This is a genomic window from Fictibacillus sp. b24, assembly GCF_030348825.1.
Classification (GTDB): domain Bacteria; phylum Bacillota; class Bacilli; order Bacillales; family Fictibacillaceae; genus Fictibacillus.
Genome location: NZ_JAUCES010000005.1, coordinates 133,818 through 155,537, shown reverse-complemented (window position 1 = coordinate 155,537; position 21,720 = coordinate 133,818). Strand labels below are relative to the sequence as shown.

17 protein-coding genes and 1 riboswitch are annotated in these 21,720 nt (G+C 38.9%); of the genes, 4 read left to right on the top strand and 13 right to left on the bottom strand.

All coding sequences use genetic code 11. The features are described 5' to 3' along the window. The first annotated feature begins 68 nt into the window (after window positions 1-68). Window positions 69-830 carry an ABC transporter ATP-binding protein gene (locus tag QUF49_RS00895; RefSeq protein ID WP_289493882.1) on the top strand — a complete coding sequence of 254 codons (762 nt, stop codon included), beginning with the start codon at window positions 69-71 and terminating at the stop codon, window positions 828-830. Beyond that, window positions 820-2,766: an ABC transporter permease gene (locus tag QUF49_RS00890; RefSeq protein WP_289493881.1), complete on the top strand. Its 1,947-nt coding sequence runs from the start codon at window positions 820-822 to the stop codon at window positions 2,764-2,766. Before QUF49_RS00895 ends, QUF49_RS00890 begins: the two co-directional genes overlap by 11 nt. A gap of 20 nt (window positions 2,767-2,786) precedes the next feature. Here QUF49_RS00890 and QUF49_RS00885 read toward each other — a convergent pair whose 3' ends face one another. From QUF49_RS00885 to QUF49_RS00855, 7 genes are all read right to left on the bottom strand, one after another. Then, on the bottom strand, window positions 2,787-3,419 hold the full coding sequence (locus QUF49_RS00885) for a 4Fe-4S single cluster domain-containing protein (RefSeq protein WP_289493880.1): 633 nt from the start codon (window positions 3,417-3,419) through the stop codon (window positions 2,787-2,789). Then, entirely contained in the window at window positions 3,419-4,144 is a 726-nt protein-coding gene (locus QUF49_RS00880; RefSeq protein ID WP_289493879.1) for a ComEA family DNA-binding protein, read from the bottom strand. Before QUF49_RS00880 ends, QUF49_RS00885 begins: the two co-directional genes overlap by 1 nt. Before the next feature lie 4 nt (window positions 4,145-4,148). After that, the gene (locus QUF49_RS00875; RefSeq protein ID WP_289493877.1) at window positions 4,149-4,355 is read right to left on the bottom strand and encodes a DUF2997 domain-containing protein; all 207 of its coding nucleotides are present in this window, start codon (window positions 4,353-4,355) and stop codon (window positions 4,149-4,151) included. Further along, a complete protein-coding gene (locus tag QUF49_RS00870; protein ID WP_289493876.1) occupies window positions 4,352-4,813 on the bottom strand; it encodes a hypothetical protein in 462 nt (153 codons plus the stop codon). Before QUF49_RS00870 ends, QUF49_RS00875 begins: the two co-directional genes overlap by 4 nt. Before the next feature lie 26 nt (window positions 4,814-4,839). After that, complete coding sequence (locus tag QUF49_RS00865; protein ID WP_289493874.1) at window positions 4,840-6,480, bottom strand: AAA family ATPase; 1,641 nt, start codon at window positions 6,478-6,480, stop codon at window positions 4,840-4,842. Between the two features lie 158 nt (window positions 6,481-6,638). After that, window positions 6,639-7,415 (bottom strand): 3-hydroxybutyrate dehydrogenase, encoded by a 777-nt coding sequence (locus tag QUF49_RS00860; protein WP_289493872.1) that lies wholly within the window; start codon window positions 7,413-7,415, stop codon window positions 6,639-6,641. Window positions 7,416-7,437: 22 nt separating this feature from the next. Next, window positions 7,438-8,724 carry a GntP family permease gene (locus QUF49_RS00855; RefSeq protein ID WP_289493871.1) on the bottom strand — a complete coding sequence of 429 codons (1,287 nt, stop codon included), beginning with the start codon at window positions 8,722-8,724 and terminating at the stop codon, window positions 7,438-7,440. 168 nt (window positions 8,725-8,892) lie between these two features. On the opposite strand from QUF49_RS00855, the gene QUF49_RS00850 reads away from it, so the two are divergent. Further along, window positions 8,893-9,768: a LysR family transcriptional regulator gene (locus QUF49_RS00850; protein WP_289493870.1), complete on the top strand. Its 876-nt coding sequence runs from the start codon at window positions 8,893-8,895 to the stop codon at window positions 9,766-9,768. Window positions 9,769-10,228: 460 nt separating this feature from the next. Here the strand turns inward: QUF49_RS00850 and QUF49_RS00845 are convergent, their stop codons facing one another. The 4 genes from QUF49_RS00845 to QUF49_RS00830 form a co-directional block, all read right to left on the bottom strand. After that, complete coding sequence (locus QUF49_RS00845) at window positions 10,229-10,810, bottom strand: hypothetical protein (protein WP_289493869.1); 582 nt, start codon at window positions 10,808-10,810, stop codon at window positions 10,229-10,231. A 169-nt stretch (window positions 10,811-10,979) separates the two neighbouring features. Next, complete coding sequence (locus tag QUF49_RS00840; RefSeq protein ID WP_289493867.1) at window positions 10,980-12,539, bottom strand: UDP-N-acetylmuramoyl-L-alanyl-D-glutamate--2,6-diaminopimelate ligase; 1,560 nt, start codon at window positions 12,537-12,539, stop codon at window positions 10,980-10,982. A gap of 213 nt (window positions 12,540-12,752) precedes the next feature. After that, a complete protein-coding gene (locus QUF49_RS00835; protein ID WP_289493866.1) occupies window positions 12,753-13,655 on the bottom strand; it encodes an HD domain-containing phosphohydrolase in 903 nt (300 codons plus the stop codon). 111 nt (window positions 13,656-13,766) lie between these two features. Then, the gene (locus tag QUF49_RS00830; RefSeq protein ID WP_289493865.1) at window positions 13,767-14,471 is read right to left on the bottom strand and encodes a hypothetical protein; all 705 of its coding nucleotides are present in this window, start codon (window positions 14,469-14,471) and stop codon (window positions 13,767-13,769) included. 374 nt (window positions 14,472-14,845) lie between these two features. On the opposite strand from QUF49_RS00830, the gene katG reads away from it, so the two are divergent. Next, the gene (katG, locus tag QUF49_RS00825; RefSeq protein WP_289493864.1) at window positions 14,846-17,068 is read left to right on the top strand and encodes a catalase/peroxidase HPI; all 2,223 of its coding nucleotides are present in this window, start codon (window positions 14,846-14,848) and stop codon (window positions 17,066-17,068) included. A 77-nt stretch (window positions 17,069-17,145) separates the two neighbouring features. On the opposite strand, the gene QUF49_RS00820 is transcribed toward katG, so the two are convergent. Both QUF49_RS00820 and QUF49_RS00815 read right to left on the bottom strand, forming a co-directional pair. Next, window positions 17,146-18,492, bottom strand: coding sequence for an amino acid permease (locus tag QUF49_RS00820; RefSeq protein WP_289493862.1), 1,347 nt, complete (start codon window positions 18,490-18,492; stop codon window positions 17,146-17,148). Window positions 18,493-18,623: 131 nt separating this feature from the next. Continuing rightward, window positions 18,624-18,702: riboswitch (glycine riboswitch) on the bottom strand. 231 nt (window positions 18,703-18,933) lie between these two features. Continuing rightward, window positions 18,934-21,339: a S8 family peptidase gene (locus QUF49_RS00815; RefSeq protein WP_289493860.1), complete on the bottom strand. Its 2,406-nt coding sequence runs from the start codon at window positions 21,337-21,339 to the stop codon at window positions 18,934-18,936. Between the last annotated feature and the right edge of the window lie 381 nt (window positions 21,340-21,720).

The following is a 21,720-nucleotide window of genomic DNA, read 5'->3' as shown; positions in this document are numbered from 1 at the left end:
CGTTTAATGGAAGGAAATTAGATAACTCCGTTTTTTATAATGAAATTAATCAGAGAGGAGTTAATACCATGAGTATATTAAAAGCAGCTAAGCTTTATAAAAGTTACGGAAATAAATTTAATAAACAACAAGTATTAAAAGGAATAGACCTTTCCGTTGAAAAAGGAGAATTTGTTAGTATTATGGGGGCTTCTGGCTCTGGTAAGACAACTTTATTAAATGTCCTTTCCTCTATCGATCGGGTAAGTGAAGGTACCATTCATATTAATTCTGTAGAAATGACAGCTATGAAAGAAAAGCAGCTTGCCGAATTTCGCAAGAACCATCTCGGTTTTATCTTTCAAGACTACAACTTGTTAGACACGTTAACGGTTAAAGAGAACATTCTATTGCCTTTATCTATAACAAAAACACCAAAAAAAGAGGCAGAACGTAAATTTGAGTTGGTAGCGAATGAGTTAGGAATCTATGATGTTAAAGATAAGTATCCAAATGAAATCTCAGGTGGTCAAAAACAGCGAACATCTGCGGCACGTTCATTTATACATGAGCCTAGTATCATCTTTGCCGATGAACCAACAGGTGCACTTGATTCAAAGTCTGCATCTGATCTATTAAATAAACTCAGTGCGCTCAACGAAAATCGTACGGCCACCATATTAATGGTTACACATGATCCAGTTGCCGCAAGCTATTGCAGCCGCGTTGTTTTCATAAAAGATGGACAGATCTACACCCAATTAATGAAAGGAGATCAAGATCGACAGACCTTCTTTAAAGACATCATGAAAACGCAAGGTGTTTTAGGCGGTGTCCAACATGAACATTAATCAGCTCATTTTCCGTAATATCAAGAAAAACTTGAGAAACTATTACCTGTACGTGTTTGCCTTAATCTTTAGTTCCGCCCTTTATTTCGCTTTTGTAACACTGCAATATGATCCTTCCATGGATTCTGTAGAAGGCTCTGTAAAAGGAGAAGCATCCATACGTGCAGCCTCTATCTTGCTTGTTGTCATTGTTAGCATCTTTCTTTTATACGCCAATACCATCTTTATTAAGAGGCGGAGTAAAGAAATTGGATTGTTTCAGTTAATCGGCATGACGAAAAGTAAAATATTCCGGATTTTATCAATTGAAAACCTCATTCTCTATTTTGGTTCATTATGCATTGGTATTTTCGCTGGATTTTCTTTTTCGAAATTAATCATCTTGGTCTTGTTTAAAACAACAGGTGTTGATGCGATCGCATCTCTACGTTTTTCAACACAAGCTCTTGTTCAGACGGTTATTGTTTTTTCTGCCATCTACCTGTTAATTATGCTAACGAACTACATCTTTATAAAAAAGCAAAGTATTCTCGCTTTGTTCCGTGTCATTTCCTTAACGGAGGGCAAAGTGAAAAAACTTTCTGTCTGGGAAATCACTATGGGTGTCTTAGGATTGATCTTCATCATAACGGGTTATTACATTTCCTCTAAACTTTTTAGCGGGGACTTTACAACGATGCCTGAGTTATTTGGAGCCATGATCGTCATACTAGCATCTGTCATTTTAGGAACCTATCTCTTTTATAAAGGTTCTGTCAGCTTTATTTTTAACGTGATAAGAAAACGAAAAGACGGTTATTTATCTATTAATGAAGTGATGTCACTTGCATCTGTTATGTTTCGCATGAAATCTAACGCGCTGCTATTAACCATTATTACGACGGTATCCGCTCTATCAATCGCATTGCTATGCCTTGCGTATATCTCTTATTATTCAGCAGAGAAAACAGCAAAAGATCATATACCACATGACTTCTCTATCATTCAAAGAGACTCTGCAGATAAGTTTGAGGCAGCTTTAAAGAAAGAAAAGATTACCTATACCGAAACATCTATTGAGGTCATTCAAGCCACGGTAAATGCAGGACAGCTTGTCGATCGACGTTTAGATGAGTTAGTGATCGACCCAAAAGCAATGCCTATTCCTCTTATAAGTGATACGTCTGTAGAATGGATAGATGTTTCACCAGAAGAAACCGTATTTACAGGTTATAACGATCTTCTGCAGAAATTTATGCCGTTAAAGAATTCTGGGACGATTCAAATTAAAGGAAAGACGGAGGTTATTTCTCAAAGGTACGATGGCTTAAGACAAGAACACCCTGTTTCCTGGTTCTTTACAGGAGGTGGTGTACCTGTTGCCATTGTAGATGATATAGTTTTCAAACGTATCAAAAAGGATATGGATCCAAAAGTACAGAAGGAATCCAATCTTTATATCGGCGTTAATATTAAGGATAACGAGAAGCTGGAAAAAGCAAATGAACTTTTCAAAGCAACGGGAACTTACGAAAAACTTTACAATGAATCTCGTTACGAAATTAGCAACAACCAAAAGAAAAACATGGGACTAATGATGTTTATCGTAGGTTTCTTAGGACTTACCTTTCTTATTACATCTGGCTGTATCCTCTACTTTAAACAGATGGATGAGGGTGAAAGTGAAAAGCCAAACTATACGATTCTGCGAAAGTTAGGATATACGCAAGGCGATCTCTTAAAAGGAATTCAGTATAAACAGCTCTTCAATTTTGGGATTCCATTAATGATTGGCTTGCTCCACAGTTATTTCGCCGTACAATCTGGATGGTTCTTATTTGGTGCTGAAGTGTGGACACCGATGTTTATTGTGATGGTCGTCTATACTGTCCTCTATTCTATATTCGGGTTGTTATCTGTTCTATACTATAAGAAAGTCATAAATGAAGCTTTATAAAAAGTCTAAAAACGCTCCTGCTATTGATCTGCAGGAGCGTTTTTGACTTTCTTAAAATGATTTTGACTGAAAAGATCAGAAAGTGTATGTTGAGTAGCCATACCATTAATAGAGACCACTCCATTACTGCCAATACGAATCTCAACTTTATTTTGAATGGATTCCAACTCATTCTCTATATGCTTATATGCTTTCGTTAAAAAATGATACCGCTGATTTGAAGAACCCACCCAAGGACGTGTTAAGTCTAACTTGTCTTTAATAAAAGGACCGTCAATCAGTAAATCTGCTGCATGAAGAAGATTTTGTGCATCATTTCGTTCTTTAAGATTCTCAAAAAGGTATCCAGAAAACACCATTACGGTTAATCCAATCTCCTTAACCATAACAGCAAGTTCTCCTAAAGGTTCTGCTTGGTCAAACGGTTCTCCACCAAGTATGGTAATACCCTCTATCCTGTTATCCTGTTTACTTCTTTTTATTTCCTCAAAGAGATCAGTAACGCTTATTATCTTTCCGTTTTCTTTCGACCATGTCCATGGAACACCACACCCTTCACAACGAATGGAGCACCCTTGTACCCATAGACAAAATCGTTTACCCGGACCTTCAACGGTTGTAAATGGCAAAAAGCGATGTATATTAAGTTCCATCAGAAATCGATGACTCTTCCTTCCGTTTTATTTGTTGATGCTACCACATGCTCTTTCTCTGGAAACAAAAGATATGGTTTTATTTTTTCAGCCAAATGCGGTTTAACAGAAAGTACTTCAACAAAGTGATTAAAAGATTGAAATCCATTTTCCTGACTTCGAGTAGAAATGATCTTCTTAGCGAACAAGCCTCCAATACCTGGGACTTTCGCCAACTCCTCCTCAGTTGTTTCGTTGATAACAACTTGTTCTACCCTCAATTCTTTTACTTCGTTAAATTTTATTTCTTCGTCTACAGGTTGAGATGTAAAAACAGGCTGCTTATACATGACCGGAGCAGCACCATACTCTCTAGCAATGGTCTTTTTCAGATGATCTATTTCTTTTTCTTTATACCCAGAAGAAAGTTTGGCATCAAGTCTTAGCAAATATTCAGGACGTATTTTAATTACATGAATGATCGAAACTATAGATCCAATTATATAACTCATAGTTCCAACATCATCTAGCCAAGTATCACTTAAAGCCGTATCAGCAGTAATCATCATCAATATAAATGGGATTGAATACAGAATCCCTGCCACAAACCATTTTCTTTGTTTTACTTTATAAGAAACATAAAAGAATGAAATATAATTTAAAAAACCAAACGTAAGAAAAACCCAAAGCATCCAAATCGAGTTTTTTATCTCCCAAAACCTTCCTCTGTCAGTAACTGACGCCATTTTATTAGTCCCCCTTCACGGTTTGTTTCTGTTTCTGGATAGTTTGTATTTCTGTTTCGTGGTATTCTTCCGTAAAAGTTGAATCGACCGTTTCTGCATCAAGCAGTTCTTCTAACATTTTTATATATGACAAACAGGAATCCCCTTTAATACCCATTGTTTCCGCGTAAAATTTACCGTCTTCTGCTATGCGAATTTGAATCTTCTTCACCTTTCACCACCTACATTCGCGACATTAAAGGTTAATAAAATGGAACGATCTTGCTGAATTTCTTCAGATTCAAGTATCAGTCCTTTATCTTTCGCTTTGATCAGGAGCGCTTTATACGTTTCTTGTTGAATCAAATACTTATACTCGGTATGTAAATTTTCTATAAACTCTATAGCGTCATTTGCATCTACACTTTCATCAAAAACAGCTTCAAAGACCCCTTGCTCGTCTTGTTGAAAATAAATTTTAATATCTCCTATTTCTGTTTCATAGTTTTGCAGAGTAAGTTCATTAACTTTGCATCCATATTGTTCAATGGCTCTCTGTAATAAGTGATGTCGTTTCATTACTGTTTTTATCGTATACGTTTTTTCCTTAAATTTGTGTTTTTCAATCATAGAGCCCACAGATTGTGCAACAGCGATGCCAACAGGAATTAGTACTAATTCGATACTCATATCTATCACCCTTTCTTATTCATATCTTAGAAATCAATTGTACGTCCGCCTCGAGACGCTTTAATATCAAATTCAGGGTCAGAATCCGCATTTTCAAAATACTCTTTTCGATCTTCACGAGGTGTTGCCGTTACTGCTCTTACATTTGCCCATTCGCGGACCTTTTTGATCTGTTCTGCTTGAGTAACAGATAACGGAATGAATTGCTTACACACTTTTTCGAAATCACTCAGTCTCACACTTCGATCCTCGTAATAAGCTTCAAATAATCCATTAATCACGACCTGTTCAATTTCAGCACCTACAAATCCTTCCGTTAGTTCTGCCAAATATTCTAAGTTATGATCTGAGATATCAAATTCTCCTATAACTTCCTGTGCCTTTAATCTTTTCTTTAAATGGACTCTAAAAATATCAATCCGTTCGCGGTGAGTTGGCAGATCTACAAAAAAGATTTCATCAAACCTTCCTTTGCGCAACATTTCTGGTGGCAGACTGGAAATATTATTAGCTGTAGCTATAACGAAAACTGCCTTTTCCTTTTCTTGCATCCAAGTTAAGAACTGCCCAAAAATTCGGGAGCTTGTCCCGCCGTCTCCGGTAGAATTTATCCCGCTAAAGCCTTTTTCAATCTCATCGATCCAGAGTATAGAGGGGGCTATGGCTTCTGCAGTTTGAATAGCTTTTCTCATGTTCTCTTCACTGCTTCCTACAATGCCGCTAAATATTTTCCCTATATCCAGCCTCAATAATGGCAGCTGCCACATTTCACTAATTGATTTACTTATTAAGCTCTTTCCACAACCAGGCACCCCTGTAATGAGCACCCCTTTTGGAGAAGGCAATCCATATAGTTGAGCCGATTCCAGCCAGGACTTATTTCTTTTTCGAAGCCACCTTTTCAAGTTTTCTAATCCGCCTATGTCTTCCATGTTCAATTCATTATTTACAAACTCTAAAATACCCGTTTTTTTAATGATTTGTTCTTTTTCTTCCAAAATCACTTCTACATCATCGACAGATAATTTCCCATCTTCCACCATAGCACGTGCAAAAGCGTTTTCCGCTTCTGATAATGTTAATCCTAGTGCTGCTTTAACCAGCTTTTCGATTTCTTCATCAGACATATTAATTTCAATACGACCTCTTTGCTTATTAACTGCAATCATCTCTTCTAAACTGTTCTTAATCTCTTTAAACGTTGGCAGATTGAAGTCAAAGATGGTAATATCCTTTTCCAGCTCAAGAGGAAGTTTTAAAATCGGGGATAAAAAAACAACGTTCTTTGGATTTTGACTTTGTTTAAGATTGGATAATAGGTCTCTCAATTTACGGATAATTTGATAATCAGGAAGCTGTCCTTGATTACCGAAATAAACATGAAAATCATGCAAAATAAAAATAGCAGGATCTTGGAACTTTTCGATGTATTCCAAAGCTCTTAAAGGAGATTTAGTATCTGTAATACTCAAATCATCTCCTGATATACCATTGGTGACTTTCCAAGTAATTAATTTCCTTGGCGTTTTGATTAATTCATGATTAGAAGCAATAGAGCGTATAAATTCAAGCGCCCTATCCTCTTCCCAAGTAGACAAATAAAGAAAAGGAAAGCGTGCTTTGAAAAGATCAGCCATTAGTTTTTTTCTATTCAATTTTTTATCCATCGTATCCACCTCAGTGTTATTCAGTTATCTATTTATAACTACTTAGTAATATTTTACATTATAGTCCTATTAAATGGGACATGTTTATACAGACAGAGAGAGTTTGTGAACACAAAAAAACCTCAGCCACTTAAATGACTGAGGTTTTAAAAGTAAATTTATTGAGCTGTATAACCGCCATCGATCACGATTGCTTGTCCTGTTACGCTCTTCGCTTTATCGCTTGATAAGAACATCGCATAGTCAGCAATTTCGCTTACTTCCATAAGACGTTTTTGTGGTACTAGCGGATAGATCACTTCTTCAAGAACTTTATCTAATGATACATTTCTTGTTTTCGCTAAGTCTTCTAATTGACCGCGAACAAGTGGAGTATCTACATATCCTGGGCAAAGTGCGTTAACGGTTACGCCTTCAGCTGCTGATTCTAATGCTGCAACCTTTGTAAGACCGATTACACCATGCTTTGCACTGTTGTAAGCAGCTTTACCAGCAAATCCAATTAAACCATTGATAGAAGAAATGTTGATGATACGTCCAAAGCCTTGTTTCTTCATGATCGGCATCACGTGCTTTGTTGCGATGAATGGTGCAGTCAGCATGATCTTGATCATCAATTCAAACTTATCTGTAGGGAACTCTTCAATCGGTGAAACGTGCTGAAGACCTGCGTTGTTGATTAATACATCTACACGGCCATACTCTTTGTGTGCTGTTTCGATCATGTTCTTGATATCTTCTTCACTTGTAACATCCGCTTTAAGACCGATCGCTTCATGTCCGAGGCTCTTAAGTTCTTCCGCTGCTTTTTTAACTCCTTCAGCATTAAGATCAGTTAAAACCACTTTGCTTCCGTTTTCAGCGAACGTTTTTCCGATTTCAAAACCAATACCACTTGCTGATCCTGTAATAACAACGACTTTATTTTCTACCACACGACTCACTCCTAAAAAGTTTTTATATAATACCCATACTTGCCATGATGATTCCGACAATTACAGCTATTGTAGGTATGATTAAAGCAACGACAAATACATCTTTATATGTTTCCTTGTGCGTTAACTGGGTTACCGCAAGAAGGGTTAATAATGCTCCATTATGAGGAAGGATGGATGCACCTGATGCAATGGATGCCATTCTGTGAAACGCTTCAGGACTCATTCCTGTCGACTGTGATAACTCATAGTACGTACTTCCAAGCGCTTGTAGAGCAATTCCCATACCGCCTGATGCAGAACCTGTGATCATTGCCAGTAGCTGAACCACAAGTGATTCGGACACGAGCGGATTGCTCGAGATGCCTAAAAGCATATCCGTAATGTTGTCAAAGTCAGGCACACTCGTTACGACTGCACCAAAACCAACAGCTGCACTCGTGTTGATAATCGCCATAACAGAGCCTTTCGCTCCTTCGTTCATAGAAGGTATGAAAGTCTTGTATTGCTTAAAATTGATAAGTAATATCGCTAAAATTCCAGCTAATAAAGATGGAATCGGAGCTATTTTTAAGAAATTAAGTAAAATGACAACGACTAATAATGGTACTAATGAAAGAATCCAGTTTGGGAGTTTCCCCTCTTCTTCATCTTCATTTTCTTTGGATTTATCTGGCTCTGTGTACTTTTCTCCTGCTGCTGTTAATCGTTTTTCTCTAAACTTCAGCCAGAAGTAACCGCCTACAGCCATGATGAGCGTTGCGACAATACCAATAATGGTACCCGCCATCGGTGTTGTTTTAAACGTGTTCATCGGGATTAAGTTTTGAATCTGAGGCGTTCCTGGTACAGCAGTCATCGTAAACGTGAAAGCACCAAGGACAATTGTCGGTGCGATCAGCCTTCTAGAGATATCCGCTTTTTTAAATAAAGCCAATGCGATCGGATAGATAGCGAACACCACAACGAACAGACTCACGCCACCATATGTAAGAACGGCTGATGCTACTAAAACACCAAGAATGGCACGTTTCTCACCTATAAACTTTGTAAACTGAATGGCAACCGATTTTGCAGCTCCGGTATCTTCCATCAGTTTTCCGAGTACCGCTCCTAATAAGAAGATCGGAAACCACGCTTTTGCGAAATCCACAAAGCCGGTCATATACGTATTTGTATAGGCGTCCATAAGGTCTAAACCGCTCATTAACGCAACGATTCCCGCTACGATTGGGGCAACCCAAATGATCGACCAGCCGAGGTAAGCAAAAAACATAAGTAGAGCTAGACCTATAATGATACTAATCAAAATCTTTCCTCCTTTTTTATATGAAAAGAGTGCGCTTTCATCATTTGGCGCTTCTTTAAAAATGGTTTCTTTGCACGAAGGACATTTTACTCTTGTGCAATAAATAAGTAAAATGAATTATAACTATTATTAGTATAAGAAAAAGTTATAGATTTGGAGTTAACAAATATGGATATTCGCCAGCTTACTTATTTTCACGCAGTCGCTAAATATAAAAGCTTCACCAAAGCTTCAGGAGTTCTGCATCTATCTCAGCCCGCTCTAAGTAAAATGGTCAAAAGTCTAGAAGACGAGCTCGAAATGGAGCTGATCGACCGATCTTCAAGAAAAATCGAGCTGACTGAAGCAGGTGAGATTGTTTTTGAACAAAGTAAAATGATACTCGATTCTCTGGACAATCTTTCAGCGAATTTGTACGACTTGATGCATTTGAAAAAAGGCAAAATCAAAATAGGAATCCCGCCTCTTATCGGTTTCTTATTTTTCCCAAAAATCATTAAGAAATTCAAAACACGTTACCCAGAGATTAAAATTCAGATGGTAGAACACGGAGCAAACGAAATTCAACAAGAAGTTCATGACGGTCTATTGGATCTCGCCATAGTAGTCTTACCTGCAGACCAAGAAGAATTTGAAGTCGTATCTTTTATAGATGAACAGCTATTGTTATTTGTTCATTCTTCTCACCCACTGGCTAACCGAACAACGGTCGAGATGAAGGAATTAAGCGAAGAATCTTTTATTCTGTTTAAAGAGGGTTTTACGCTTCATGACCGGGTTATTCAAGAGTGCTTGAAGGCAGGATTTCATCCGAAGATTTCTTATGAGAGCTCACAGTGGGATTTTATTAGCGGTATGATCGGAGAAGGTTTAGGGGTTTCTATCTTTCCACAATCGATCTCAGAGAAGGTAGACTCAGATGCGATAAAGGCCATTCCTATTGTTAATCCAACTCTTCCTTATCAATTAGCGATTATAAAAAAGAAGGGCAAATATGTTACGTTTGCTACAAGTGAGTTTATTAATATGCTGCTGGAAGAATAGATGCTAGGATTAAAAAGCATCTTCGTTTCGCAAACTTTGTGGCTCGTGAAAGTGGTTAATTTCCGCTACAGGTGCTTCGCTTTCCGCGGGGCAGGCGGTGAGCCACATTCGAAAGATTCTCTTTTAAGTGTCTCACCTGCCCGCCTGTCCCGCAGGAGTCTCACACCTTGCGCTCCAATTAACTTGTCAAAGAAGAGAACAAAATGCCTCTACTGCAACATAATATTAGAGAAGATCCTTTTTTACACATTCTTAGATGTCATTTCGCCCCAACTACCGGCAGTTTCGCTTTTGTTTCACCCTTACTTGTGCCGGCTTTGCTCAAGAATGCCCTCGTTTCGCGCACACCAACTTTACGAGAGACCTTAGCAGGGTAAGTTCAGTCTAAAAAACATCCTCACAAATGAAAAGCTGAATCAAACTGGCACTTTACGTACCTTTTGATTCAGCTTTTGATTGATTACATAAAACTTTCATCGGATTCCTCAGTATTTTCGCCGTTTCTTTCGTACTTCACTTCGTACTCTTTACTCAACAGTTCTAGTTCGAGATGGTACGCATCAACTAATTGAAAGTACTCATCTAATTTTTGATTTGACTGATTCATTAATTCTTTGCTCTGTTGTTCTAAAGCTTGTTTTTGGAGTAATAAAGCTTCATAAAACGTTCCAGTGGCTTCTAATAGCCGTTTTTTCATTGCCTCCAGCTCTTTTCCTTGTACTTCGATGTTCTTTGCTTCTGCTAATGCTTTTTCATATGCTGGAATGGTGTTTTCGACCAACTCCAAATACATGGTCTCATCATCCGTATAATTTTCACCCGACACTCTAGCTAAAGAATCAAAAGCTTCCATTTCATAGCTAGAAACTCTCGCAACATCTACGTTGATAAATTGTAAGATTGCTTCTTGCTGCTCTTCAAAGGTGGCATCAACAGATGTGTTCGGCTCTTCACTGCTTGTCATATTGACTTGCATTTGATTGGGGTTTGACCCTGTTAGGATTGAACTAACCAAAAGTGATACTAATAATAAAGTATTCAAGTTGTCAGCCCTTTCGTTATCGGAATTTTTTGTAAGTAGTAACCATTACCCGGCTCATTTATTTGTTATTCGCGATAACTGCAGTTACAGAGTGTTTGACGTTTTAGTTAAAAAAACGATTAAAAAACCCCGCTATGCTTATAACGGGGTTAAAAGAATATGATTTTAATTAAAGTATGTTTCGCTCTTGGTGCGCGGCCCATTTAATCTTAGAAAATACAATCAGCCTTCTACTCTTCGCAACCTCTTTACTTCTGAAGAACTCCGCAATAATATCTTTATCGGAATGCGGTATCTTCTCACCTTTAATAATTTGAGCACCATTAATACATCCGCTAGTTAGAAGAACAATATCCCCTTCATTGCTTAAAGAAAGCGCCTTTATAACCGCATCGTGCCGAGTGAGCTCAGAGTGGATATTGGACGCGTGAGGATTTTTGAACCCTTTCATTACAAGTCCGACGATCTCACGCGGATCATGATAACCAGGATGATCAACAGATACGACGATCTCATCTGCTTGATTTTCAATCGTTTCGGCCATTTTCGGCATCTTCTCTTTATCTCTTATACCAATACCCATGACTAAGACAATAAGCCGCTTGTAAGGAAGTTTCTTCACTTCTGTCACAAGATTTTGTAAGGCGACAGGGGTATGTGCGTAATCAAGAATAATTTTTCGGTTTTGCTTATGAATGATCTCAAATCTTCCTTCAGGTCCTGTTATTTCAGGAAGCATACGAAGCATCTCATCAATGGAAATACCTACGTGCATACCTGTACAGATGGCTGACAGCAGGTTAGCTATATTATAGGTTCCGTATAAAGGAACTTTCACGAAATAGTTTATGTTTTTTACAGTCAGGGTGAAAGCCGTCCCATCTGCTAACGGTTGTATATTGCTGGCGAAAACGTCTGCGCCACTATCACTTTCCATACTGTAAGTAAGTAGAGGACCTTTAAAGCAATTCAAAATTTCTTCTGACATGCCTTCATCGTCTATATTGACGACCGCTTTTTTTGCCTGTTTAAACAACTTTAACTTCGCATTTTTATAGTTTTCAAATGTATGATGAAACTCCAAATGTTCTGGTGAAAGATTCGTATGGATGGCTACGTCAAAATCGATGCCTTCTGTTCTTTTTTGTTCAATCCCTACCGATGTAACCTCCATAGCAGCAAGCTGATCTCCAATTTGTACAAATTCCTGAAAGATTTGATGAAGATCAGGTGCTTCCGGGGTTGTAGGGGTTGACTGACTAAAGTTCAATTTCCCTGTAGAAGTAATCATCCCCGTTGTTCCGATTGAACCAGATTGCAGTCCACACAAATTCATCAACGATCGCACGTAGGCTGCAACCGTTGTTTTACCGTTCGTCCCTGTAATTCCAACTGTTATTAATTTTTCATGAATGTTTTCATTAAAGATAATGGATAAATGAGCCAGGAATACACGAGCATCATGTACATGCAGAAAAGTTAGCTTCTCGTATTTTTTGCTTGCCTCTTTTAGTAAAGTTTCATTTTCACCGGCCACCACTACTGCACCGTTTTGAATGGCGCTTTCCATAAAGGTATGGCCGTCAACATTTTCTCCTGTTAAACAGACAAAGGAAGAGTTACGAGTTACGTTTCTGGAATCATAGCAGACGGAAGAAATGGTTTGGTTTTTACTTCCCCAAATTTTCCGAATACCAAACTGCTTATATTGATCAAACTGTATGTTCATTTTTTTCTCCTTTGCTGAAAAAGCTGTTGATCCTAGTATATTGAGGGTTATATTTTTTATATATTTTTACACACATCATTTCTTTAAATACCCTAGTTATTCAATGTTCAATCTTTTTTTGATCTTGTTAGTGAAATTTTTAAGAAAGCCATAAAAAATAACCACCTCATGTTGATAGGCGGTTATTTGCATACTGTTATTAAGTTAGATTGACTAAATCCGCTTTTCTTCTTTCAAAATCTCAATTAAAGCGTCAACAACACTTTTATCATAATGAGATTCTTGCAGCCTTATTAGTTCATTAACAGCAGCTTGTGCATCATAGGCTTTTCGATAGGCTCGATCTTCTGTCATAGCGTCAAATGTATCACTTACCGCTATAATTCGTGCTTCTAAAGAAATCTCATCACCTTTAATTTGTTTCGGATACCCGCTTCCATTCAATCTTTCATGATGTTGCTCAATAATTTGTGCTACACCTTCGTAATAGAGGTTTTTAACCATCTTCGCACCATCTGATGGATGACGTTTTATAACAGAAAATTCTTCCTCTGTTAGTTTTTCAGGCTTTGTTAATATTTCAGTTGGCGTATTGATCTTTCCAATATCATGTAGCAATGCAGCTATGTATAAGGTTTCGAACTTCTCTTTAGGAAGCATTAGTTTTTTTGCAATTTGCATAGCATACAGACTTACCCTTTCACTATGCTTAAAGGTATATCTGTCTTTTACTTCTACTTGGTCTACTATATCTTTCAGCTGTGTAACACTCTCACTTAATTGATAAAAAGTAGGTTCCGTAATAACCCATAAATATTCCACATCAGTAATAGCAGTAAAATATACAGGCTCTTCTAGATCACTCGCATAATAGTAATCTTGAGGACCTAATAGTATTTTATGTCCATTTAACTCGCAACTTAATTCACCTTTAAGGATATAAAAAAATTCCATTACGTTTGGATTATCGCTGGGATATACATAAAAAGGTTCGTTAGCTTCTATTGTCTGCAGCATGATATCTACACCATCTCCACGAGCAAGAAGACCTATATTAAATGTCTCGAAAGACACCTTTTCAATAGTTGAACCTTTTTTGCCTATGTGAAAAGACATTTGAGATACCCCCCTTATAAAACATCAATAAAAGCGAGTCTATTTAATTCAGACTCGCTTTAGCTGTAATTCTATTATAGGGAGGCTAATTCCTTGTTTACTTCAATATTTTTATCCTCCTTTAGTAAATCTAATTACTCTTACAGGATCAATCCAAACCCATTGATCAGCAAAACGCACTAGTTTCCAACTGCATTCAGCGATAACACCTTTTTGAGCAGCCTTTTCAATAGCTACAGCCGACATTTTTAGCGTTTCATTATATACATCATCTATAACTTTTTGAAGATCTTTTGTAAACTTGTCTGTTTTCTCTGCATACTTATCATTTTTTTTATTTAACTTTTCATTGAGTTTCTCTAATTTATCATTTAACTTCTTAGAATCATCATCTGATGAGACTAATTCCGCCGTTACTGCATCTATTTCATTATCAATCTGTTCCATCTTAGTTTGAATACGCAATTTTTCTTCATCTATTTTTGCGATTGTCTGTTCAAGCTTCTCTGTTAACTTAGTCAGCTTGTCTTGTTCATTGCTATTCAATTTATTCATTTCTGAGAGGATTTTTTGCCTCTCTTCATTTAATTTTATTACGTTATCTCCTTCTTCTAACTTTTGAATCTCTAAAAGATAATTTGCATGTAGCGAATCTGCTTCTTGAACCGCTTTTTCAATCTTCTTATCAATGTCTCTGTTGGTCTTTTCAATCATCTCTAACGCTTTAGCGATGTCGTCATCTTCTGCAGCATAAGCAGGTGTGACAATCCCTACTAACAATAAGCATAATAAAGCTAGTGATAAAAACTTTTTCATAAATTTACCCCCCTCATAATCTTTTAATTTTGAACTATGTAGTACAGGTCCCAATTTACTATATACCCTAAGTATACTAGTTCCTAAAACCTATTTATATGTATTTTTTTGTAATATTCAAATCTTTTTCAAATAAAAGACTCTTATATAATCTGATTGCCTTTAAGCTAAGCAAAATAGATCGTGTAAATTACGAGGATTCCCCTTCATCTCTCCCCTGAATAGAATTGGATAAATACAATCAATAAAAATGCATTACGCTTTGAATCCATATGTCTGTCCACTATAATATAACTATCATAATAATCTGAAATTTTTCATCATGGCTTTAAATGTTTGCAATTTTGTGTTCCAAAAAAGGAAGGAGAATTGTAATGGAAAACAACAATAAGCCCGATCAAAAAGAACATACGTCTGCAGGCCAATGTCCTGTAACTCACCACAAAGATAGTGCAATTACAACGTCGACTGCTCCACGTGGTACGACAAATAAAGAATGGTGGCCGAACCAGCTAAATTTAAATGTTCTTCGCCAACATTACAAAAAATCAAATCCTATGGGAGATGACTTTAATTATCGCGAAGAATTCTCTAAGCTGGATTACGACGCGCTGAAAAAGGATCTTCATGCGTTGATGACAGACAGCCAGGAATGGTGGCCAGCGGATTATGGTCACTATGGTCCATTCTTTATCCGAATGTCTTGGCATGCTGCAGGTACATACCGCACGGCTGACGGACGCGGAGGGAGCGCATCCGGATCACAGCGCTTTGCACCACTTAACAGCTGGCCAGATAACGTAAACTTGGATAAAGCGCGCCGTCTTTTATGGCCGATCAAGCAAAAGTACGGCAACAAGATCTCATGGGCAGATCTACTTGTCTTCACCGGTAACGTAGCTATCGAATCCATGGGTTTAAAAACGTTTGGTTTTGCTGGCGGACGTGAAGATATTTGGCATGCAGAAGAAGACGTATACTGGGGTACGGAAAAAGAATGGTTAGCGGACAACCGTTATTCCGGCGATCGTGAACTTGAGGACCCACTTGCAGCTGTTCAGATGGGTCTGATTTATGTGAATCCTGAAGGGCCGAACGGAAAGCCTGATCCACTCGCAAGTGCCCGTGATATTCGGGACACATTCTACCGAATGGCGATGAATGACGAAGAAACGGTTGCCCTTATCGCTGGCGGACATACTTTTGGAAAAGCGCACGGCGCAGGCGACCCTTCCCTTGTTGGGGACGATCCAGAAGCGGCAGACCTTGAGACACAAGGTTTCGGTTGGCTGAGCAAACATGGAAGCGGAAAAGGACGCGACACCATTTCAAGTGGTGTAGAAGGTGCTTGGACATCAAACCCAACTAAATGGGATAACGGCTACTTCGACCTAATGTTCGGCTACGAGTGGGAGTTAACGAAAAGTCCTGCAGGCGCATACCAATGGACGCCTGTCGAAATGACGGAAGAGCACATGGCTCCTGATGCCGAAGATTCATCTATTAAAGTGAAAACAATGATGACAACAGCGGATATGGCCTTACGTATGGATCCAGACTATGAAAAAATTTCTCGTCGCTATTACGAGAACCCAGATGAGTTTGCTGATGCTTTCGCTCGAGCTTGGTTCAAATTGCTTCACCGTGACATGGGTCCAAAAGTTCGTTACTTAGGTCCTGAGGTTCCAGACGAAGAACTCATCTGGCAAGACCCTGTTCCAAGTGTGGATTATGACCTATCACAATCCGACATAACCGAACTAAAACAAAAAATTCTGAGTGCAGGATTATCGGTGAGCGAACTCGTTAAAACCGCCTGGGCTTCAGCAAGCACGTACCGCAATTCTGATATGCGCGGAGGTGCGAACGGTGCACGCATTCGTTTGGCACCTCAAAAAGACTGGGAAGCAAACGAACCCGCACAGCTGGAGAAAGTGCTAGGAATCTATCAAGATCTCCAAAATCAGCTCGACACGAAAGTCAGTCTAGCCGATCTAATCGTTCTCGGTGGAAGTGCAGCCATTGAAAAAGCCGCGAAAGACGCAGGCTTTGAAGTGACGGTTCCATTTACCCCTGGGCGCGGTGATGCAACACAAGAGCAAACAGATGCGGATACATTTGATGTGTTAGAGCCCGTATCTGATGGGTTCCGCAACTATCAGAAGAAAGAATACTCTACGAGTCCTGAAGAGATGCTCGTAGATAAAGCACAGCTACTCGGTCTGACTGCTCCTGAAATGACAGTCCTGCTCGGAGGTATGCGTGTTCTTGGGACAAACCATCAAGGCACGAAACACGGCGTATTCACAGACCGTGTCGGCACGCTAACGAACGACTTTTTCGTGAACCTGCTCGACATGGGTATTGAGTGGAAATCAACAGGCTTCAACCAATATGAAGGCCGCGATCGTAAGACAGGAGAAGTGAAGCGAACAGCTTCCCGCTTTGACCTTGTCTTCGGATCTAACTCAGAGCTTCGCGCTTTAGCTGAAGTGTATGCACAGAATGACAACAAAGAAAAATTCGTACGTGATTTTGTCGCAGCTTGGGTAAAAGTGATGGACGCTGATCGATTTGATATAAAAATAAAACAATAGATAAATGAAAGCACCTAATCAGATGGCTGAAGTAAATTTTTTGCTTCAGAGCAGTCAGAATTAGGTGCTTTTTATAGTTATGGCGTAGTTTTTCTTTTAGTTGGATACAGTACAAATAATAAAATAAACCACAATGGTGTCAGCAATAAAGCCGGACGAGTAGCATCTGCAACGAGCAACACGATTAGAATCAGCCCGAACAGTGCTAGTACCACATAGTTAATGAATGGCGCAAAAGGTGCTTTAAATGCTGACTTTTTGTGGAGATCTGAACGATGTTTTCGATATTTAATATGGCTTATTAAGATGACGCTCCACACCCAGATAAAACAGATCGCACTGATTGTTGTTACAATCCCAAATGCCTGCTCTGGAATCAGCTTACTCAGGAGCGCTCCCGCTGAAACGACAACGGCAGATATCCAAAGCGCGTTTCCAGGCACATGATTTTTAGTCAGTTTTTTAAAAGATTGAGGCGCCTGCTCACTCTTGCTTAACGTAAATAGAATCCGGCTCGTTGAAAACAATCCGCTGTTACACGCAGATGCCGCAGATGTCAGAACAACGAAATTAATTATTCCAGCCGCAAGCGGTATTCCTATTAAGCTGAACGTTTTAACGAAAGGACTTTCCGCTGCGTTTAATTGTGTCCATGGATTGATGCAAAGAAGGACAATCAAAGCGCCGACGTAGAAAAACAAAATTCTAAGTGGAATCTTATTTATGGCAGAAGGAATATTTTTTCTGGGATTAGACGTTTCCGCCGCCGCCACACCGACCAATTCCACTCCAACAAACGCAAACACAACCATCTGAAACGAAAGTAAAAATCCAGTCATTCCATTTGGAAATAGACCTCCATGCTCCCACAGATTGTTCATTGAAACAGCTCCCGCATCGGTTTGGTAACCAATCACGAGCAAAACAACCCCTATTACAATCAATGCGAGAATGGTAACCACCTTGATCAAAGCAAACCAAAACTCCAATTCCCCGAAAAGCTTAACCGTTAAAAGGTTAAGCCCAAGTAAAAGCAACAAACAGACAATCGCCGGAACCCACTGTGGTATGTCAAACCAATATTGCACATAGACACCGACCGCAATCACATCAGCCATTGCTGTCATGATCCAGCAGAACCAATACGTCCATCCTGTGATAAACGCAGCCCGTGGTCCAAGATAGTCCTCCGCAATATCGGTAAACGACTCATACCCTTCCTTAGAAAGCAACAACTCCCCTAGCGCCCTCATCATAAAAAACAAGGCGATCCCAACGATCAAATAAGCAAATATAACAGACGGCCCGGCAAGCTCAATTGCTTTACCTGAACCTAAAAATAATCCCGTACCAATCGTTCCGCCAATGGCAATCAGCTGCACATGACGGTTGGCTAAATCTCTCTTTAACTCATGCTGTGACACGTATGAATCCTCCTTCTAAGATGAAAATAAAACGTAAAAAAGAGACTGGAAGAATCTCCAATCTCTTGTACATTAGAATATTAAAAAAGCATTACTGCGCTATAAATTACAGGCACAACAAAGTCAAACTTCAATACTCTTCTGTCCTTTTGCCTGAGATGGTGAACCCTTCGGCGCCGCTTACCAAGCGGTCTCTCCAGAAGCTGCTCCTGCTGTAGTACGACCCACAGCAATCATAGCTTGCTATCTATATATTTTTAGTAGTTCTGAATATAGTTTTTAATACTATTACGGAGTTGGGGTTTTGTCAAATGTTTGATACTGGGCTAGCCTTTAAAACACCATTTAACAGTCTTAAAGATTGTTGTTGGTTATAGATTAGTTGATTATAAAAAAGAATTCCAGCTAGCAACTGCTTGGCTGGAATTCCTATTTTAGTTATTAATTTTTTGTTACTAAATAAGCTTTATACTCTTTAACACCAGCTTTTTCTACATATACTCCTAATACCCAATCCCCATTAGGTAAGGTTGTTCCCTTTTGCACGGTACCATCCCATGAAAATTCATGATACGGAGCTTGAGCATTTGTAAATAAACCGATTGTATCCACAAACCCACCAATTGAATTATTTGGCCCTAGCATATAAACATCATACCTTAATACCTCGGCCCCGCCAGGTAAATAAGAACCAACATAGTATGAACCTTCTGCTTCTTTTTCCATAAATGCACCAGTTACACGTGGATAATCAGGCTCACCAACAAAAAGAATCGTCGGAACATCAATAGTTTGATTACCGTCACTTACTTTAATTGTTCCTTCATAATAACCTGGCTTTAATTTAGACGTATCAACTTGAACATTGAAGTTCACCTGTTGAGACTTATTTGCGTTCACCTTCAGGTTATTGCTTGTCATTACTTTAATTCCGTCTGGATTATCTGCAAATTCTACTTTAAAGCTATATGTCTTCGTTTTATCTGAAAGATTTTTAATTTCAAAGCTTTGTCTTTCAGTTTGTTTGCCACTGTCTTTTACAAATTTCCCGAAAGAGTGGCTGCCAGGAGCTACAAGAGTCTTAGTATTCAATGCATCAACAACACGGATGCTTCCTGCTCCTTGCGTATTATGCGGGTACACTTCACCTGTTGCTGGATTAATCATATCTTCTGCAGTGTTCATTAATGCAGCTTTTATATCATCCGTTCCCCAGTGAGGGTGCTTCTGTAATAATAATGCTGCAGCACCAGCAACATGAGGTGAAGCCATACTTGTTCCTTGTAACGCTGCATAACTATTTCCAGGGAATGTACTAACGATATTCACTCCAGGTGCAGAAACATCCGGCTTGATCATCCAAGTATGTGTCACTGGTCCACGGGAAGAGAAGTCAGCCATTGTTTCTCCTACAGCACTAGCAAATTCAATTTCAAAACTCACTGTAACATCATCCACTTTTGCAAGGAGTGCCTGTCCATCAGCTTGGTTCAACATTATCGTTGGAACAGCCATTCCTGGGATTAAAGGCATGCTCCCAGCTTGATTATTATAAAGAACCGCACCTTCTGCACCGGCTTTTTTCGCTTCTATTGCTTTATCAACAAATGGAATTCCGGCTCCACGGCTGATTAATGCTATCTTACCTGTTAAATCTTTGCCTGCAAAATCAGCAGGTGTACCAAAACCTACGTCTACCAGTTCAAAATCTTGATCGTTTAAGGCAAGCAAGTCTGCCTCTGAAGGATGCCCTTGTACAGCTGAAGAGGCATAAGAAACACCATCAGATGATGTTGTTTTTGCAGTGAATACATTATACGGTAATTGAGTAGCCCCAACAGAGATCGCATCACGAGAAGTCCCTGGAGATCCTACTGTCCAGTTATTCGGACCAGAATTTCCGTTAGAAGTTACAGCCACTACCCCTTCTGCCATCGCCCAGTCCAGTGCAATAGAAGTCGCCCAGTCAGGGTTGTTCAACGAGTTCCCTAGCGATAGATTCATAACGTCAGCACCGTCTTGCACGGCTAATTCAACACCGGCCACAACATCTTCTGTCGTACCGCCGTTCGGGCCTAATACACGGTAACCTAATAATTTAGCATCTGGTGCAACCCCTTTGATAGCACCATTCGCCGCTACTGTACCAGAAACGTGTGTCCCGTGGTATTGACCTGGGCCTTCTTGTGGATCGTTATCGTTGTTTACAAAGTCATAACCTTTATATTCACCGAACGCTTGATCCAGATCTGGGTGTGTATAATCAACACCTGTGTCAATGACTGCTACTGTCACACCTTTTCCAGTAACACCCGCTTTCCACGCATCATTAGACCCGATAAACGGAGCGCTATCCATCATAGCAGGACTAAATTCTTCTGCAGTGATTTCTTTAGAAGAGATCACATCAGCCGTATAATAAACGTTTGGATATACAGCTTTTACTCCTGGAATAGCTAATAGTTTCACAATTTCATTGCCAGGCAGTTTAACTGAGAATCCTGAGAACACATAGTCATATTCTCTTTTTACATCTGCATTTGTCACAGCTTTTTTCAAAGCGCCAATAACTTTCCCTCTTTCCGCTTTCAAGCCGGCCTTTGTTTGTTTCTTTCCTTTATGTTTTGCTTCAACAATAGACTCTGCTTTTAACTCAACAATGACAGAAGTCGGCCTGCTCGAGGAAAGTTCCATATCTCCAAAAATCGGAGCTAAAGCCAACTCTCTTACTTGGGTTTGTGATTGATTAACTCCATTTGCAGCGGCACTAAAACTAAAGACCGAAAAAACTAATACAAATGCCAGGAAACTAAAAACAACTCTTGAATATGTTCTTTTTATGCCCATGATACATCCCCTCTCATAATACCTATTTAATATTTTTTAACCTCTAAAACTTACTGACTATGTAAAAAGACACCCCCCTTAGAGAAAACAACTATACTGAATTTAAATATTTTTTGGTAATCTCCTCTATTTATCAGGCTGAAATTTCCGACTATTTTCGTCAGATTAATTAATTTTCAACTCCTACCAAATACTCATTTCTACAAAGAATGACTTGATACAAAAAATTTCGCCAAAAACTACAATAAAAATTAGGTGAAAATCACTATATTGCTTTTAAAATTCGACTTGGTTTTATTTTTAAATTAAAAAAAATGTGCAACTTTACCAGCTGCACATACATGGGGTACTACTAATTAAATAAAACACACTATGAATTTC

Bases quoted from the DNA above. Each gene is read 5' to 3' on its own strand.
- QUF49_RS00865 (WP_289493874.1), bottom strand. From the start codon at position 6,480: ATGGATAAAAAATTGAATAGAAAAAAACTAATGGCTGATCTTTTCAAA.
- QUF49_RS00815 (WP_289493860.1), bottom strand. From the start codon at position 21,339: ATGGGCATAAAAAGAACATATTCAAGAGTTGTTTTTAGTTTCCTGGCA.
- QUF49_RS00835 (WP_289493866.1), bottom strand. From the start codon at position 13,655: ATGTCTTTTCACATAGGCAAAAAAGGTTCAACTATTGAAAAGGTGTCT.
- katG (WP_289493864.1), top strand. From the start codon at position 14,846: ATGGAAAACAACAATAAGCCCGATCAAAAAGAACATACGTCTGCAGGC.
- QUF49_RS00880 (WP_289493879.1), bottom strand. From the start codon at position 4,144: ATGGCGTCAGTTACTGACAGAGGAAGGTTTTGGGAGATAAAAAACTCG.
- QUF49_RS00830 (WP_289493865.1), bottom strand. From the start codon at position 14,471: ATGAAAAAGTTTTTATCACTAGCTTTATTATGCTTATTGTTAGTAGGG.
- QUF49_RS00895 (WP_289493882.1), top strand. From the start codon at position 69: ATGAGTATATTAAAAGCAGCTAAGCTTTATAAAAGTTACGGAAATAAA.
- QUF49_RS00840 (WP_289493867.1), bottom strand. From the start codon at position 12,539: ATGAACATACAGTTTGATCAATATAAGCAGTTTGGTATTCGGAAAATT.
- QUF49_RS00885 (WP_289493880.1), bottom strand. From the start codon at position 3,419: ATGGAACTTAATATACATCGCTTTTTGCCATTTACAACCGTTGAAGGT.
- QUF49_RS00850 (WP_289493870.1), top strand. From the start codon at position 8,893: ATGGATATTCGCCAGCTTACTTATTTTCACGCAGTCGCTAAATATAAA.
- QUF49_RS00890 (WP_289493881.1), top strand. From the start codon at position 820: ATGAACATTAATCAGCTCATTTTCCGTAATATCAAGAAAAACTTGAGA.
- QUF49_RS00870 (WP_289493876.1), bottom strand. From the start codon at position 4,813: ATGAGTATCGAATTAGTACTAATTCCTGTTGGCATCGCTGTTGCACAA.